Below are 16,070 nucleotides of genomic sequence, written 5' to 3' on the forward strand. Positions count from 1 at the left end.
GCAGAAGCGGAAGAAATTAGCCCTTGATCAGGGATTTTCAGAGCGGAGACGGAGGGATTTGAAATCGCGCCGATGCCAATCGAGCTGATCGAAACCGCATGATTCCGCAGGTTCTGAAGTCGCGGATGTGCTCCTCGATCAGGTGAGTTCGATTCGATTCGTGGCAGAAACGTGGCAGCCCGTATGCTGCCCGCTCGACCGGATTATCGACGACCGGGTTTCACGCACGGCCCCCGCGTCCATGGTCCCGAAACGGCGCCATCCTACAAGATGACTAGTGACCTCCCATGCCAACCCGCCTCTTGAGGATATGCCACGTGCGTTCCAGCCGGTTATAGAAGTCCCTGACACGACGCGGGTCCTCGTCAACCATCTTTACCCAACTCACACCCTGATAGTCCTCGTAGCGCAGCCCGGCGGGCCGCCGATCGTCCTCCAGCGCCGCCCAAGAGACCTGAAATGTGTGGCGGCCCCCGCTCGGCACGGCAATATAGGAAAACTCTGTGGAACGACCTCTCCGATCCAGGAGTTGCACCTTACTGATCGCATGTTCTCCGTGATTTTGGACGGCGAAGGTGGAGGCCCCCTCCTCAACGAGGACCGCATGCTTAGCCGCCGCAATTGCACGTCGATTGTCGAGTCTCTGGTTCCTCACCAACCAAAACGTGTTGAACAGCGAGACTGCTACGGCGAGGTAAGCGGCGACGGAGCCGAAGACGGCCGGATCAAAGTTCACTCGATAGCCCGGGCGCCCACGACGTGGCCCGCCATGATGGAGTACGAGAAGCGGAACGTCCCGACGCCTGGCGCGCTCCCGTTCCGAACGAGAATGAGCACCCCATCGAGCGCACGGGCCGCAGGACGGAGTCGCTTCTTGCGAAGACGTGACTTACGCTCGCCGAGATGGATTTTGATCTCGTTCCGAATCCAATCGAGAGTCGCAATGAGTTCCTCGCTGGTCTCAATGGGAACTCGATCGAGCCCGCGACGCGTGCGCTTACGGATTGACCTGCGCGCACGGCCGGGGACACGCCAAACATCATGCTTACGGTGAGGGAAAAGCTCCGCGAATATATCTACCTCGTCGCGCCAAGCTTCGCCGCTGAGGTGTTCGCGCTTCAAGACGGAGTAACAAGCATCAAGACTTGCCCCCGCTCGAAAGGCACCCCGATAGCGATCAACGATCTTGGCGCAGCAAGGGGCGACCTTGATGACCAACTTGTCGAAGTAGGAGTCGACATCGTCAGGCGCCCGCCATTCGGGTCCATCGCTGACCTGCGCGCTGCGTTGCCAAAGACCAGTGAGCATGGATCTTGCTTCCTGGAGTCCGTGCACTGCCGCCGCTAGTGCTGCCGCTTCGGATTCGCGGTTCCCCACCAGTGACACACCCCCAGTCCTCCACGTGGCCATTCACTCAGATCGCTAGCATAGCGCCAGGCGAAGCGCAAACTACATCCGTGTAACTCTGGAGCGAACGGCGGTGGCCAGCGTAGAATGTTTCGTCGACCTGCGTGGGGAAAAGGTGATGAGCTTGGGAGAGAACGAGACACAACATCATCTCGTACTCGACGACGTTGGCGACCTAGAGTTGGCACGGACGGCGGTGGCCGTGGTTGCTAGTCACCACCTGCCATTTGGACTTCGATCACACATCTGGAAGCGCGACCTCAAGCGAGTGGCACGCACGATTGATCTAGCGGTATACGCGCGACACACGACGGGATCGACCGCCCCACTTCACCTGTCGTCGAACGACAGCGACATCTGCGTTGCGGCCATCGAATGGAATGCCGAGCGCGAGCACCTACTACCTGTTGGATCCGTTGTCGGATATCGAGAGCTGCTCAACCGCGTCGAAGCCGCAGACTCTCAGTAGTCGGGCAACAGCGCTCGCAAACCACCCGCGGCTGCTAAACGAGTGGGTGATGCGATAACCTGCCATCCCGATCGAGTAATTCAACTCGACGCATCGAGCAGATCCCTCGCGGCGCGGCTGATCTGCTCGAGTTCGAGAGACGCCGCACTACGGTTCTCCTGCGCTGCGACTACCTGGCCTCGTAGCCCGTCAATCTCCGCGATGTACGGCCGAAACTCTGCGTCAATCTGGGCACGAACATCAGCGTGCAGGTCTGTCGCCGCGCGCTCGGCCTCTGACATGACCCCGTTCACGACAGTCCGGCGGCGCGATTGCCGCCGGCGCTCAGCCTGGAGCTGGGCAATCTCGTCAATAGCGACCTTGCCCCCTTCGAGTATGTTTAGCGCCACGCCGATCTTGTTCGCGTGCTTGGCGACCCGCCCCACCTTGTCCGCAGTCTTCACGGCCTGCCACGGCTTCAACTTGATCCCCAGTCGGGATGCGAGCCCCTTTACAGCGGTATGTCCAAACGTCCCCGAAGAGTCCGCGAGGTTTCTCCCCTGGCCCGCTCCCCATTGCGCGACGAACTTGGTGGACCACTCGGGTATCTTGCTCACAAACGCGGGCATGTTTGCCATCGCGGGGAACTTGCGCTTCCGAGCCCCGCCGCGGATCGAGAATGCAGCGCGTCTGGGCTCATTCACCTCGACGGCAAAATCCGTCAACTCGGCGACGGTCCGCGCCTGCGGGCCTCGCTCGATGGATGCGACCTCTGAGCCAAGGTCGGTAAGAAGTTCACGCCAGAGCGTGCCCACAAGACTGTTGCGACCTGTCCAAGTTGCGGCGCCCGCTCTGAAGTGATCGTCGGCATTACTCGCGCATGTCCGTACTGCACTCAGCCTCTGCCCGCGTAAACGGCGAGCCGCGTCATAAGCCCATGACTTGCTTCTTCTTTGCCTGAAACTCATCATCGGTGAGGACCCCAGCGTCGGCGAGTTCTTTCAGCTTCTTGACGGTCTCAGTCTGCTCATCAACTGACAACGCTGGCGCAGGAGCTGAGGTTGCCCCGGAGTCAACGGGCGACCCGACCGGCGCGGCGTTCATGGGGTTGAGTCCAGTCACTACCCCCAGTCCGACCGCGAGTCCCGCGGCGTCTCCTAACCCGTGATCCTGGATGCCCTGGGCGATCTTCTGCTGGGCCAGGACGTTCGACGCTTGTTGGGAGACGCCTTCGTACGCAGACACACTTAGGCGGTTGGATGCGAACTGCCGGACGAGCTCTCGCGAAGCCGTCGAGAACTCGATGTTCTCGATGCCGACGTTGACAAGGTCGAGTCCGTATCGGGTGATCCAGGAGCCCAGCACGCCACTGTCGTCCGCCATCGCATGTGCGATCTCTCCAGCGTGCGCGGGCATCTCGGGAAGTCGACGCGTTCGCGAAAGCGCGTTGACGGCGGTGATGAACGCTTGCAGGAACTCCGCCGAGATCTGTTCCTGAGCACCTGGGCTGTCAAAACTGTAGTGCCGACTATTGGCGGGCAAGAAGTTCCGCACGAAGGTCACAGGATCGACGACCTGGAGGACGAACGAGCCGAAGGCGGTGAGCTCGAGATCGGCGTTGTAGAACAGGTCGTGATACGCCATCGGCGCCCGAGTTCCGAACTTCAATCCGCGCAACTCACGAAGGTTGACGAACGAGACCCACTTCTGATCGGCTGTCTGGCCACCGTAGCCAAAGCGCTCGGCGGCTTGCCGGAAGACGGACTCGACGACGCCGTCTCCCGCGAAAACGCTGGCTTGGCCAAACAGGTACTCGTATCCACCCGGTTCGGTGACGATCTCCTCGACCCCGCCCTCGCCGAAGATCAGCGCCGCAGTGTTCTCTGGAACAAAGATCTTCGACCCGTTTGAGATGACATCGGCGGAACCGCGGCGGTTTACCCCGCGACCCGTGTTGCTCTGACGGAAAAGTCCGGGCGCCACCACGGTTCGCTCATCGAACGGCCCGGAGGTGATGATGTCTTTCCCTGAATCAGCCCCACTACTGGTTCCTCCTTGAACTTACCTACGCCGGCCGGCGACTCGGCACCCGCCCTCGGGCGGTCGAAATGCCTATCGTCATCCTCGCATGGGGTCGCGTCCCGAATGATGCCGGGGAGGCTGTCCGCGAGCTGCGGCGGGAGGTCTTGACTGTTTCGTGGCAGAAATGTGGCAGAAGCGCTTTCAGCGCATCGCCGAACTAGCAGAAAACCCGCGGAATTCCGCGGGTTTCGAGCCATGTTCTGAGTGGCGGAGACGGAGAGATTTGAACTCTCGGTTCCCAAAAGGGAACTCCACCTTAGCAGGGTGGTGCACTAGGCCGGACTATGCGACGTCTCCAGAACATCCGCGCGAAACGGCGCGGATGCACTCGGCAATCATAACTGCTTCGGCGGGATCTGCCGAACCGAGCCGGCCTACCGCTCGGCGACCGTGCAGGTGACCTGCGCGGCGGTCTGGCCAGTCACGGTGCTCGGCAACGCGACCGCGGTCTCGGTCGGTGCGGGCTCGACCGGCGGCGCCTCGGTTGATCCCGGCGCCGGCGTCGCTGTCGGGGTCGGCGTGGGAGCCGTGGCTTCGCCGACGACCTCCGTGCCGTTGCCGTCACTCGTCGATCCGGTGAGTTGCAGCGGTTGATTTGCGGCGAGCGCAGCGAAGAGCACATCCGCATCAGAGGTCACGGGAAGCACCCGCAGCCCACCCTCGGCGTACGCCGTCGGATACTGGACGAAGACGATGTCCTCGTACGGCACGCTCCGCACCGCCATCGCGATCTGGACCATCCGTTGCGGATTCGCGAGCGTGTCGCTGAGCACCAACTGCCCGCTCGTGACCTGCTTGACGGCGGTGTTTGCGAGGTTGAGAAGCGTGCCGGGGTTCGCCAGCACGCCGTCCGACTGGAGCTTTCGCACCATCGAGCTCATGAACTGCTGCTGGTTCGAGATGCGACCGAGGTCGGACCCGTCGCCGATGCCGTGGCGGATGCGGAGGAACTGCAGCGCCTCGGCGCCGACGAGTGTGTGCTGCCCCGCGGCCAGATCGAGACCGGTGTGGATATCGCTGATGTCATCGGAGAGACAGACGTCGACACCCCCGATCGCGTCGGACATGTTGATGACGCCTGTCCACCGGATCGCGCCGGCGAACTGGATGTCGACACCGGTGAGCTTCTCGACCGTCAGCACGCTGCAGGCGAGCCCGCCATACATGTACGACACGTTGATCATCTGGGCGCTCATCGCCGAATACTGCGTGCCGTCTTCGCCCGTGCACGACGGGATCGACACGATCATGTCGCGCGGGAAGGAGACGACGGTGACTCGTCGCGGAGCATCGCTGATGTTGATCAGCATCGTCACATCGTTGCGTTCGCCCTCCGCATCCGCCGCGGCGCACCGCGGGAACAGAGCGAGGTCTTGCCCTTCGCACGAGTCGGTTCCGACGAGCAGCATGTTCACGCCGCCCTCGATCTCGCCGATGCTCGGCGGCAGAGCAGCCTCGTCTTCACCGATCGAGACACCGGAATCGGCGACGGCGCGCGCGGCATCCCACAGGTAGAAGCCACCCACCGCGGCGACACTCACCACGACGACGGCGACGATCGCGCCGAGCATCGTGAGGATCTGCACGAACGGGTTCGGGGACCGCAGGATTCCGTGACGCGCGACGGGCTGACGGCGCGAAGACGCCTTACCCTCGGGGCGTGAACTCACGGGGGATCCTTTCGAAAGCGGAGGGTGTGGGATTCGTCCCCACCGTCTCTCCGATGATCGCTGCGCGCTCATCGGAGCCTCTGACGGCGTGGGCCCACCTGAAGGTTCGAACCTCAGCCCCAATTGGTTGCGAGGCGGCCCCCTCCGGGGCCCCCTCCCAACCAGCGGAGGGTGTGGGATTCGAACCCACGGGACATTGCTGCCCACTGGTTTTCAAGACCAGGTCCATCGGCCGCTCGGACAACCCTCCCGACAGAGGCCGAAGCATCCGTCGAACAGCGCTGAGTCTAGTCGACCGCGTTCTCCCCATTGTCACGGAAAGCGCCTGTGGACCGGCTGAAAACCCCTATAGACCTCGCAAAATCTCCGCAACTCCGCCCGCGTAGACGGATGCTGTCGTCTCGGATGCCGCAGCTCGCACCTCGTCCGGCCCCTGCGCCATGGCGATCGCGCGCCCCCCGTGCTCGCGCGCCCAGCGGAACATCCCGACGTCGTTGCGACCGTCGCCCATCACGAGCACATGTTCAGGATCGACGCCCAACCACGTGCGTACTCGCTCGAGCGCGGTGGACTTGTCGACACCCTGCGGGGCGATGTCGAGCCACGCCGACCAGCCCACCGCGTACGACACCTTGTTCAATCCGATGCGGGCGACCAGGTCGACGAAGTCCTCGTCGGTGTCCTCCGGCGAGACCACGACGACGCGGCAGACCGGCTGCGAGGCGAGTTCGTGGAAGCTCACTCGCTGTGCGTGAGCGAGATTCCAGTCGTCCATCTCACCGGTGTAGCGGCGACGTCCGTCGGCGAGCTCGACCATGTAGTTGGCGTCCGGCAGGTGCTCCCCGAGGAGGGTCAGCACTTCGGCAGGGTCGAACGTCTCGATGTGGAAACGCTCGTAGCGCAGCTCCTCAGCGAAGTCCCCGTCGATCCGCTTCATGATCACGGCACCGTTGGAGCACACGGCGTAGTCGGGCGCGAGATCGAGCACCCGTTGGATGCCGCGCGTGCTCTCCCACGCCCGGCCGGTCGCCAGCATGACCTCGTGGCCGGCGCGATGCGCGTGGGCGATCGCCTCGACGACGCCCGGGCTCAAGGTCTCGTCCTCGAGCAGCACCGTGCCGTCGACATCGAGCGCGATGAGCAACCGCTCGATGGGCGCCCCGGCATCCTCCGCCTCGTCGGCGAGGTCCTCGACCAGCGCGGCAGCCTGAGCCTCCGGGACGATCTCGATCGACCCGGTGGCGGGGAGGTGGGTAGAGCTCATCCGATCGGCTCCGCGACCTCGATGCCGCCGAGGTACGGGCGGAGCACCTCGGGGATGACGACCGAGCCGTCGGCACGCTGGTGTGTCTCGAGCAGGGCGACGATCCAGCGCGTCGTCGCGAGCGTGCCGTTGAGGGTCGCGACCGGTGCGGTCTTGCCCCCGTCCGGCCGGTAGCGCACATCGAGACGGCGCGCCTGGTAGCTCGTGCAGTTGCTCGTGGAGGTCAGCTCACGATACGCACCTTGCGTGGGCACCCAGGCCTCGACGTCGTACTTCCGCGCGGCGCTCGAGCCGAGGTCACCGGCGGCGACATCGATCACGCGGTAGCTGAGACCGAGATCCTGCAGCATCTGCTCCTGCAGGGCGACGAGGCGCAGGTGCTCCTCTTCGGCATCCTCCGGGGCCGTGTAGACGAACATCTCGAGCTTGTTGAACTGGTGCACGCGGATGATCCCGCGGGTGTCCTTGCCGTACGAGCCGGCTTCGCGGCGGTAGCACGTCGACCATCCGGCGTAGCGCTTGGGTCCGGCCTCGAGATCGATGATCTCGCCCATGTGGTAGCCGGCGAGGGGCACCTCGCTCGTGCCGACGAGATAGAGGTCCTCGCCCTCCAGGCGGTACACCTCATCGGCGTGCTGACCGAGGAACCCGGTCCCCTTCATCACCTCGGGCCGCACGAGCGTCGGCGGGATCATCGGGATGAACCCGGCATCCACCGCCCTCTGCAACCCGAGCGCCATGAGGGCGTACTCGAGACGCGCGCCGATGCCGGTCAAGAAGTAGAAGCGGCTCCCCGAGACCTTCGTGCCGCGCTCCATGTCGATCGCGCCGAGCTTCTCACCGAGCTCGAGGTGGTCGAGCGGTTCGAAATCGAAGGATGCCGGTTCGCCGTGCGTGCGGAGCGTCACGAAAGCCTCTTCACCGCCGGCGGGAACACCGTCGATCACGATGTTCTCGATCTTGCTGAGCGCGGCTTCGGCGACCTCCTCGGCGGCAGCGGCGATCGCCTGCGCCTGCTTGACCCGCTCGCTGAGCTGTTTGCCCTCCGCGACGAGCGCAGCCTTCTGCTCCTTCGGAGCCTGAGCCACCGTCTTGCCGTGCGCGTTCTGTGCGGCACGGAGCTCTTCGAACGTGGTGATGGCTGCGCGGCGCTCCCGATCGGCGGCGAGGGCGGCATCGACGGTGTCGGGCGACTCGCCGCGGGCCTCCTGCGAGCGCTTGACGAGGTCCGGCTGGTCACGGAGGAAGGCGAGATCGATCACCGGTCAAGTCTAGAGCGCCGGGTATCCTCAGCCTCATGACCGACTCCCCCGCCTCGCAGCGCGCCGCGCTCGTCTACAACCCGATCAAAGTGGATGCCGAGGCCCTCCGCTCGACGGTCACCGACGCCAGCGCCGCCGCCGGATGGGGAGAACCCCTCTTCTTCGAAACCACGGTCGAGGAGCCCGGCAACGGCCTGGCCCGCGAGGCTCTCGCGCAAGGCGCGACCGCCGTTCTCGTCGCCGGCGGCGACGGGACCGTGCGCGCGGTGAGCGAGGCGATGAGCAGGTCCGGCATCCCGCTGACGATCGTGCCGAGCGGCACCGGAAATCTCCTCGCGCGGAACCTTCGGTTTCCCCTCGCCGATCCCGACGCGATGGTCGAAGCGACCTTCACCGGCGAGCACCGCCCGATCGACATCGGCTTCGCGCGCATCACCCGGGTCGACGGTGAGTCTGCCGAGCACGGTTTCGTCGTCATGGGCGGGATGGGGCTCGATGCGGCCATGATCGCGAACACCAGCGGCGACTTGAAGAAGAAGGTCGGATGGCTCGCGTATATCGGCGGCGCCGCACGCTCCCTCGTCGGCGCGAAGCCGTTTCTCGTGCACTACCGGGTGCCCGGGCACCGGTTCCACCGGGCGCGCGTACAGAGCGTGCTGGTCGCCAACTGCGGCTCACTGCCAGCCGGACTCGAACTCATCCCGGAGGCGTCGGTGTCGGACGGAGAGCTCGACGTCGTCATCTTCCAGCCGAAGAGCGCGTTCGGCTGGCTCGCCGTGTGGCGACGCGTCGCGTGGGACAACAGCGTGCTGAACAAGACGCGCGCCGGGCGGCGCGTGCTGCGACTGCGCACGAAGGACAATTCGGTGCGCTACGCCCGCGGCAGAGGGCTCGAGCTCTCGACCGACGAGCCCCAGCACGTGCAGCTCGACGGCGACGAGTTCGGTGAAGGCACCGCGATGACCTGCCGGATCGTCGCCGGCGGACTCCTCATCGCGGTCCCGAAGGGACACCCCGGAGCCGCCACGTGACCTCTCTGGTCTGGCTGCGCGACGATCTTCGCCTGGCCGATAACCCCGCGCTGCGCGCCGCGGCGGACCGCGGGGAACCGATCGTCGTGCTGTTCGTCCTCGACGAGGAATCGCCGGGCATCCGCCCGCTCGGCGGAGCCGCGCGCTGGTGGCTGCACCACAGCCTCGCCGAGCTCGGCGAGCGCATCGCCGCGAAGGGCGGGACGCTGGTGCTGCGGCGAGGGCCGGCGGCCGACGTCGTTCCTTCCGTCGCGCGGGATGCCGGCGCCACCGCTGTGTTCTGGAACCGCCGCTACGGCGGCCCCGAGCGTGAGATCGACACCGATCTGAAGGCCCGACTGCGCGGCGACGGGGTCGACGTCGCCTCGTTCGCCGGGTCGCTGCTCTTCGAGCCGTGGACGGCGAAGACGGGAGCCGGAACGCCCTACGGCGTGTTCACCCCGTTCTGGCGGGCATGCCGGCAGCTGCCCGCGCCGCGCGCGCCGCTCGCCGAACCGCGCGCGCTTCCCGGGCCGGTGCTCGACGGGGACGACCTCGCCATGTGGGGGCTTCTGCCGACCCGACCGGACTGGGCAGCCGGACTCCGCGAGCGGTGGGCCCCGGGGGAAGTGGCCGCCCGAGCTCGGCTCCGCGAGTTCCTCGAGGAGGACGCCGCGACCTACGACCGGGCGCGCGACGAACCGGCCGCCGGCGCGACGTCGCTCCTCTCGCCCCGCCTGCGCTGGGGTGAATTGAGCCCTTTCACCGTGTGGGACGCTGCGATGTCGTCGGAGGCACCGATCGGCGGGTTCCTCTCCGAGATCGGGTGGCGCGAGTTCGCGTGGCACACCCTGTTCCACTTTCCCGAGCTCGCGGCGAAGAATCTGCGGCCGGCCTTCGACGCCTTCCCCTGGCCACCGCTCGCCGAGGACCGCCTCCACGCGTGGCAGCGGGGGCAGACCGGGGTGCCGCTGGTCGACGCCGGCATGCGCGAGCTCTGGCACACCGGCTTCATGCACAACCGGGTGCGCATGGTCACGGCATCCTTCCTCGTCAAGAACCTGCTCATCGACTGGCGCCGCGGCGAGGAATGGTTCTGGGACACGCTCGTCGACGCTGATTCGGCCAGCAATCCCTTCAACTGGCAGTGGGTCGCCGGCTCCGGGGCCGATGCCGCGCCGTACTTCCGCGTGTTCAATCCAGAGCTGCAGGCGAAGAAGTTCGACGGTGACGGGCAGTACATCGGGGCGTGGGCGCCCGATTCGGCGAACATCGAGCCGGTCGTCGACCTCGGCGAGACGCGACGCGCTGCGCTCGCGGCCTACGAGGCCGTGAAGGCGGGCGGCCGGTCCTGAGCCGGCTGGCGTGAGCCCTCCTGCGGGAATCGGGGGCGTGTGGCCACGCGCCACCGTACCGTGCGCAGGATGAATCACTCGCCGAGGCGAGTGCGGCCCTGAAATCACGCGGCGTGCGCACGCGGACCGCAGCAGCGATCCTGTACACGGTACGGAGGCCGGCTGCGCCCGCGCGGTCCACGAGGAAGCGCGGCACACCCCCGTGCCGTATTCAGTCTGGAGCGCGCACTGACGCGAGCCGGGCCGCGGAATCTCGCGGCGGGGCCGCGCCAGCCGACGCGGCCAGACTGAATACGGACCGGGTGGGCGGGAGCAAGCCGGGGAGGTGGCGGTGGCGGTCGGGGGAGAGGGCGACGCGGCGGTGGGGGCGCGCGGAAGGGGCGACTCGCGGGAATGGCAGAGAGGGAATGGCAGAGAGGGAATGGGCGAGAGGGAATGGGCGTTGGGGTAGGGGATGAGCACCTCCCCCGCACTCTCTGTCCTTGACCTCGTTCCCGTGCGCACGGGGCAGACCAGTGTGCAGGCCGTCGCAGCCTCGCTCGACCTCGCGGTCCGCGCCGACCGCCTCGGGTATCACCGCTACTGGTTCGCCGAGCACCACAACATGCCCGCCGTCGCGTCGACGACGCCGCCGGTGCTCGCCGCCGCTGCCGCCGCGCGGACTACCCGCATCCGCCTCGGATCCGGCGGCGTGATGCTCCCGAACCACTCCCCCCTCGTCGTCGCCGAACAGTTCGCCGCGCTCGAGGCGATCGCCCCCGGACGCATCGACCTCGGCATCGGCCGCGCTCCCGGCAGCGACCCCGTCATCACGCAGCTCCTCCGGATGAGCGGCACCACCAGCGACGTCGACAAGTTCCCCGAGCACATCCGCGACATCATCGGACTCCTCTCGGGCGAAGGTGCGACCCTGAGGTTCACGTCCGGAGGCACCTACGACGTCCACGCCACGCCGGCCGCCACGGGCACCCCCGAGGTCTGGCTGCTCGGCTCGAGCGACTACTCGGCGCAACTCGCGGCCGCGTTCGGACTCCCCTACGTCTTCGCGAATCACTTTTCGGGCGAGGGACTCGAGCGCGCCGTCGATCTGTACCGCACTCAGTTCCAGCCGTCAGAGCACCTGGCCGCACCGCGGACGTTCCTCACGGCGAACGTCATCGCCGCGGCATCCGACGCCGAAGCCGAAGAGCGGATGCTGCCGCAAGCCCGCATGATGGCGCGCCTGCGCGGCGGACGGCCCCTCGTCGCGCTCGAAACCGTCGAGCAGGCCGCGGCCGCCGAGGCGAACGACGGACTGGCCGCACCGGTGCTCGACGGCATGCGCTCGCGCTCGTTCGTCGGGACCGGCCCTGATGTCCGCGCACAGCTCGCGACGTTTGCCGCACGCTTCAACGTCGACGAGATCATGGTCTCGCCGGTCGCGGGCGCGTACGACTCCGAGCCGATGGACCGCGCCGACAGCCGCATCCAGACGCTGGAGCATCTCGTCGCCTGAGGGGCGCCCCGGCTCACGGTGTCCGCGCGGCGTCCTGAGGAACTCCTGAAGCCGCTCATCCGGCCGCCGCAGGAGCCGCGCGATTTCGTGGTCCGAGTGCGCGTCGCGGCGTCAGCGCGCGGCGAGCCGCAGGAGTTGTTCAGGTGCGCGGGATCGCACGGACCCCGAGGGAACAGCCGCGGACGGATCAGACCTCGGGCTCGCCCGAGATCAGGCCGCGCAGCCAATCGCGAGCCTCAACGAACACGTCATCGGAATAGCGATCCGGGTACCGCACGATTGCGCGGTCCGCGCGCGGGTATGACCCGAGGAACATCAGCTTGGGGCTGAATCGCCGCAGGCCCAGCAGGGCATCGGCCATGCGCTCATCCTCGACGTGTCCATCCGCGTCGATGACGAAACGGTAGCGGCCCAACTCGTCGCCGATCGGACGAGAGGCCAGGAGCGACAGGTTGATCCCTCGGGTCGCGAACTGCTCGAGCAGCTCGAGCAGTGCGCCCGGATACTCCTCGGGAAGCTCGACGATCAACGACGTCTTGTCGGCGCCCGTCGGTGCAGGGGCCGCGACCGTGCGGCTGACCAGCACGAACCTCGTGACCGCCTTCGCGTTGTCGCCGATATCTTCGGCCAGCAGTTCGAGGTCGTAGTGCTCGAGGATGCCGGGCGGGGCGATGGCCGCATCCGCTTCGCTCACCCCGTCGACGATCCCGACCGCCGAAGCGACATTGCTCGCCGCCGGGAGGTGCGCGTGCTCGGGCAGATTCGACGAGAGCCACTGCAAGCACTGGCCGTAGGCGACGGGGTGGGCGGCGACGAGCGACACGTCCGCGAGGCGTGTGCCCGGCCGCCCCACGAGGACGAAATTCACCGGCACGAGATATTCACCGATGATGCGGAGCCCGGGCATCGTGGCCAAGGCATCCTGCGCCGTGGAGACTCCGCCGTCGACCGAGTTCTCGATCGCGATCATGGCGGCATCCGACCGGCCTTCGACGACGTCGGCGAGCGCCTCGCCCACATTGCGGACGGGACGCCAGATCTGATCCCGCGCCTCGGGCACCTGGCTCAGTGCCGCTTCCGTGAACGTGCCGGCAGGGCCCAAATAGCTGTAGGTGCGACGAACGGGCACACCGGGATCAAGGCTCACGGGGCACAAGCCTAGTGCGGGCGGATGGGCGGCGGGCCGTCGCGTACGCTGGCCGTGCACCGCCTGCCCCCGCACGAAGGAGCCCCTCATGCCCGCGTTCCGCACCTGCCGCACCGTCGCGGCACTCCTCGCCCTCGGCGCCCTCACACTCACCGGCTGCGTTCCCGAGCCGGAGCCCGGCGCATCGGCGTCGGCGACCGCTTCTGCAACCGCACGTGCGACGCCGAGCGCGACACCCAGCGCGAGCGCCCCGGCATCCGCCGCTGACTGCGTCATCGGAGACTGGACGACGAGCGAAGCCGACCTGGTCGCGTACTACGACCAGGTCAACGCCGCGCTCGCCGGGGCGGGCGCGACCTTCACCCCTGTCGGCAGCGCGGGCCTGTCGATGCGCGCCGACGGTACCTATTCCTGGCTGCCTGACGTGCAACTGACGGCCGATGTCGCCGGAACTCAGATCCTCATCGACATCGCCGGTTCCATCGACGGGTCGTACACCGTCAGGGGCGACACGATCGCGACGCAGAACGACTCCACCGAAAATCTGCAGATCTCCGCGACGATCGCCGGTGTCGCCACCGACCCGGGCACGATCGGTGACCAGATCGGCGGCGCTCCGCTGGCGAATGCCACCTTCACCTGCTCTCCCTCGACCCTCGTCCTGACCAGCTCTGTCGGCGACGCACCGGTCACGACGACCCTGCACCGCTGACATCAACCTGACACAGAGGCCCGAACGGGGCAGACTGGGCTCATGAGCCGCGCAGGACAGCCCGCAGAAGCATCCGACCTCATCGACATCGATGAGCTGATCGCCGCCTACTACGACCGAAAGCCGGATGCCGCGATCCCCGATCAGCGCGTCGCCTTCGGCACGAGCGGGCACCGGGGGTCGTCGTTGTCGACGAGCTTCAACGAGGATCACATCCTCGCGACGACGCAGGCGATCGTCGATTACCGCACGGCGCAGGGGATCGCCGGTCCCCTCTTCCTCGGCCGCGACACGCACGGCCTGTCCCGGCCCGCGGAGCGCAGCGCGATCGAAGTGCTCGTCGCGAACGGCGTCGATGTGCGCGTCGATTCACGGGATGCGTGGGTGCCGACTCCGGCGCTTTCGCACGCGATCCTGACGTACAACCGGCTCCTCGGCGAGGCCGACCCGGGCCGCTCCGATGGCATCGTCGTGACGCCGTCGCACAATCCGCCGCGCGACGGCGGTTTCAAGTACAACCCGCCGAACGGGGGCCCGGCCGACACCGATGCGACCGGATGGATCGCCGATCGGGCCAACGCGCTGATCGAGGCGGGCCTGGAGGGCGTCACGCGCACGCGCTTCGCCGACATCCCGACCGGCTCGTACGGCTCCTATGACTTCCGCGAGGGATATGTCGCCGACCTCGTCAACATCATCGACATCGACGCGATCCGCACGGCGGGCGTCCGGATCGGCGCCGACCCGCTCGGCGGGGCGTCGGTGGAGTACTGGGCGCTGATCGGGGAACGATTCGGTCTCGACCTCACGGTCGTGAACCCCGAAGTCGACCCCACCTGGCGGTTCATGACGCTCGACTGGGACGAGAAGATCCGGATGGATCCCTCGTCGCCCTCGGCGATGGCGTCGCTCGTCGCGCGCCGGCACGAGTACGACATCCTCACCGGCAACGATGCGGATGCCGACCGGCACGGGATCGTCACCCCGGATGCCGGGCTCATGAACCCGAATCACTTCCTCGCGGTCGCGATCGACTACTTGTACTCGCACCGCCCGGATTGGCCCGCCGATGCCGGCGTCGGCAAGACCCTGGTGTCGTCGATGATCATCGACAAGGTCGTGGCCGCTCTCGGGCGGACCCTCGTCGAAGTTCCCGTCGGCTTCAAGTGGTTCGTGCCGGGGCTCATCGACGGTTCGGTGGCGTTCGGCGGCGAAGAGTCGGCGGGCGCTTCGTTCCTCCGACGGGACGGCTCGGTCTGGACGACCGACAAGGACGGCATCCTGCTGTGCCTGCTGGCCTCCGAAATCCTCGCGGTGACGGGCAAAACGCCGTCGCAGCGGTATGCGGAGCTCGAGGAGCTCTACGGTGCATCGGCGTACCAGCGGGTGGATGCCCCGGCATCCACAGCCCAGAAGGCAGCGCTCGGGAAGCTCTCGGGCGATGCGGTGACCGCCACCTCGCTCGCCGGCGAACCGATCACGGCGAAGCTGTCGCACGCGCCCGGGAACGGCGCGGCGATCGGCGGGCTCAAGGTGCAGACCGAGCACGCGTGGTTTGCGGCCCGCCCGTCCGGCACCGAAGACGTGTACAAGCTGTACGCCGAGTCGCTTCGCGGCGAGGAGCATCTGCGCGAGGTGCAGGCCGAGGCGCGCGCCGTCGTCGCGGAGGCGCTCGGCGGGGTGTGATCCGGACCCACCGGCGGCGGGATCGGCGGCGACATCGGCGGCGACCTGAATACGTCCTGCGCGAGGGGGGAGCGGCTCGCGTCCCACGGCGCTCGATCCGCCGAGCTGCGCGGTGGCACGCTGGCGAGGTTCTCGCTGCTGCAGGAGTTGTGCAGGTCAGCGAGATCTGACCCCGCCGGCCCGCCATCCACGCGTCCGCCGACACAGGTCGATGCCCCCACCGTCCGGCGTGCGGGCATCCGGCCTTGCGCCGACGATCGCGTACCGTATTCAGGACGCACGCCGGAGGCGGCGCCGCACTTCCGCGGTATTCCGCGGTAAGAGCGCGCCCGCGCGGGCGACGGTCCTGAATACGGTACGCCGGAGCAGGTTCTCCCGGGCCGGTCAATGGTCCCGGTGTGCCAGTCCCGATGATGCGGCCAGAGCGGCGCCGGCTTCGGTGAGCCAGCGGGCGGGCTCTGCGAGCGAGGCTTCAGGGCTCCCCGCGAGAGCGGTGAGCGACACCGCACGCGCGAACGCAGTGGTGTCGGCG

The 16,070-nt window shown here is 67.1% G+C and carries 13 protein-coding genes and 2 tRNA genes; 5 read left to right on the top strand and 10 right to left on the bottom strand.

All coding sequences use genetic code 11. The annotated features are described in order from the left end of the window. Positions 1-274: 274 nt before the first annotated feature. The 9 genes from Q0653_RS13500 to serS all read right to left on the bottom strand — a co-directional run bounded on the left by Q0653_RS13500 (position 275) and on the right by serS (position 8,133). The gene (locus tag Q0653_RS13500; protein WP_298945162.1) at positions 275-736 is read right to left on the bottom strand and encodes a hypothetical protein; all 462 of its coding nucleotides are present in this window, start codon (positions 734-736) and stop codon (positions 275-277) included. After that, entirely contained in the window at positions 733-1,308 is a 576-nt protein-coding gene (locus Q0653_RS13505; RefSeq protein ID WP_298945164.1) for a hypothetical protein, read from the bottom strand. Before Q0653_RS13505 ends, Q0653_RS13500 begins: the two co-directional genes overlap by 4 nt. A gap of 648 nt (positions 1,309-1,956) precedes the next feature. Beyond that, positions 1,957-2,670 carry a hypothetical protein gene (locus Q0653_RS13510; protein ID WP_298945167.1) on the bottom strand — a complete coding sequence of 238 codons (714 nt, stop codon included), beginning with the start codon at positions 2,668-2,670 and terminating at the stop codon, positions 1,957-1,959. 112 nt (positions 2,671-2,782) lie between these two features. Further along, the gene (locus tag Q0653_RS13515) at positions 2,783-3,841 is read right to left on the bottom strand and encodes an SPFH domain-containing protein (protein WP_298945169.1); all 1,059 of its coding nucleotides are present in this window, start codon (positions 3,839-3,841) and stop codon (positions 2,783-2,785) included. A gap of 301 nt (positions 3,842-4,142) precedes the next feature. After that, positions 4,143-4,234: transfer RNA gene (locus Q0653_RS13520), tRNA-Ser, on the bottom strand. A 77-nt stretch (positions 4,235-4,311) separates the two neighbouring features. Continuing rightward, positions 4,312-5,607 (bottom strand): LCP family protein, encoded by a 1,296-nt coding sequence (locus Q0653_RS13525; protein WP_298945171.1) that lies wholly within the window; start codon positions 5,605-5,607, stop codon positions 4,312-4,314. A 165-nt stretch (positions 5,608-5,772) separates the two neighbouring features. Beyond that, positions 5,773-5,857 (bottom strand) — tRNA-Ser (locus Q0653_RS13530). A 96-nt stretch (positions 5,858-5,953) separates the two neighbouring features. Beyond that, entirely contained in the window at positions 5,954-6,871 is a 918-nt protein-coding gene (locus tag Q0653_RS13535; RefSeq protein WP_298945173.1) for an HAD family hydrolase, read from the bottom strand. Beyond that, positions 6,868-8,133, bottom strand: coding sequence for a serine--tRNA ligase (serS, locus tag Q0653_RS13540; protein ID WP_298945175.1), 1,266 nt, complete (start codon positions 8,131-8,133; stop codon positions 6,868-6,870). Before serS ends, Q0653_RS13535 begins: the two co-directional genes overlap by 4 nt. A gap of 35 nt (positions 8,134-8,168) precedes the next feature. Between serS and Q0653_RS13545 the strand changes: the two genes are divergently transcribed. The 3 genes from Q0653_RS13545 to Q0653_RS13555 all read left to right on the top strand — a co-directional run bounded on the left by Q0653_RS13545 (position 8,169) and on the right by Q0653_RS13555 (position 11,993). After that, the gene (locus Q0653_RS13545) at positions 8,169-9,164 is read left to right on the top strand and encodes a diacylglycerol kinase family protein (RefSeq protein WP_298945177.1); all 996 of its coding nucleotides are present in this window, start codon (positions 8,169-8,171) and stop codon (positions 9,162-9,164) included. After that, a complete protein-coding gene (locus tag Q0653_RS13550) occupies positions 9,161-10,498 on the top strand; it encodes a deoxyribodipyrimidine photo-lyase (RefSeq protein WP_298945179.1) in 1,338 nt (445 codons plus the stop codon). Before Q0653_RS13545 ends, Q0653_RS13550 begins: the two co-directional genes overlap by 4 nt. 454 nt (positions 10,499-10,952) lie before the next feature. Beyond that, entirely contained in the window at positions 10,953-11,993 is a 1,041-nt protein-coding gene (locus tag Q0653_RS13555) for an LLM class flavin-dependent oxidoreductase (RefSeq protein WP_298945181.1), read from the top strand. Between the two features lie 187 nt (positions 11,994-12,180). On the opposite strand, the gene pheA is transcribed toward Q0653_RS13555, so the two are convergent. Further along, entirely contained in the window at positions 12,181-13,140 is a 960-nt protein-coding gene (gene pheA, locus Q0653_RS13560) for a prephenate dehydratase (RefSeq protein WP_298945183.1), read from the bottom strand. Positions 13,141-13,228: 88 nt separating this feature from the next. Here pheA and Q0653_RS13565 point away from each other — a divergent pair, with 88 nt between their 5' ends. Next, positions 13,229-13,852, top strand: a complete 624-nt coding sequence (locus tag Q0653_RS13565; protein WP_298945189.1) for a hypothetical protein — start codon at positions 13,229-13,231, stop codon at positions 13,850-13,852. A 42-nt stretch (positions 13,853-13,894) separates the two neighbouring features. Continuing rightward, positions 13,895-15,538: a phosphoglucomutase (alpha-D-glucose-1,6-bisphosphate-dependent) gene (gene pgm / locus Q0653_RS13570; RefSeq protein ID WP_298945191.1), complete on the top strand. Its 1,644-nt coding sequence runs from the start codon at positions 13,895-13,897 to the stop codon at positions 15,536-15,538. Positions 15,539-16,070: the final 532 nt, after the last annotated feature.

Source organism: uncultured Microbacterium sp. (assembly GCF_947488465.1).
Classification (GTDB): domain Bacteria; phylum Actinomycetota; class Actinomycetes; order Actinomycetales; family Microbacteriaceae; genus Microbacterium.

Bases quoted from the DNA above. Each gene is read 5' to 3' on its own strand.
- Q0653_RS13505 (WP_298945164.1), bottom strand. From the start codon at position 1,308: ATGCTCACTGGTCTTTGGCAACGCAGCGCGCAGGTCAGCGATGGACCC.
- Q0653_RS13535 (WP_298945173.1), bottom strand. From the start codon at position 6,871: ATGAGCTCTACCCACCTCCCCGCCACCGGGTCGATCGAGATCGTCCCG.
- Q0653_RS13545 (WP_298945177.1), top strand. From the start codon at position 8,169: ATGACCGACTCCCCCGCCTCGCAGCGCGCCGCGCTCGTCTACAACCCG.
- Q0653_RS13555 (WP_298945181.1), top strand. From the start codon at position 10,953: ATGAGCACCTCCCCCGCACTCTCTGTCCTTGACCTCGTTCCCGTGCGC.
- Q0653_RS13565 (WP_298945189.1), top strand. From the start codon at position 13,229: ATGCCCGCGTTCCGCACCTGCCGCACCGTCGCGGCACTCCTCGCCCTC.
- pgm (WP_298945191.1), top strand. From the start codon at position 13,895: ATGAGCCGCGCAGGACAGCCCGCAGAAGCATCCGACCTCATCGACATC.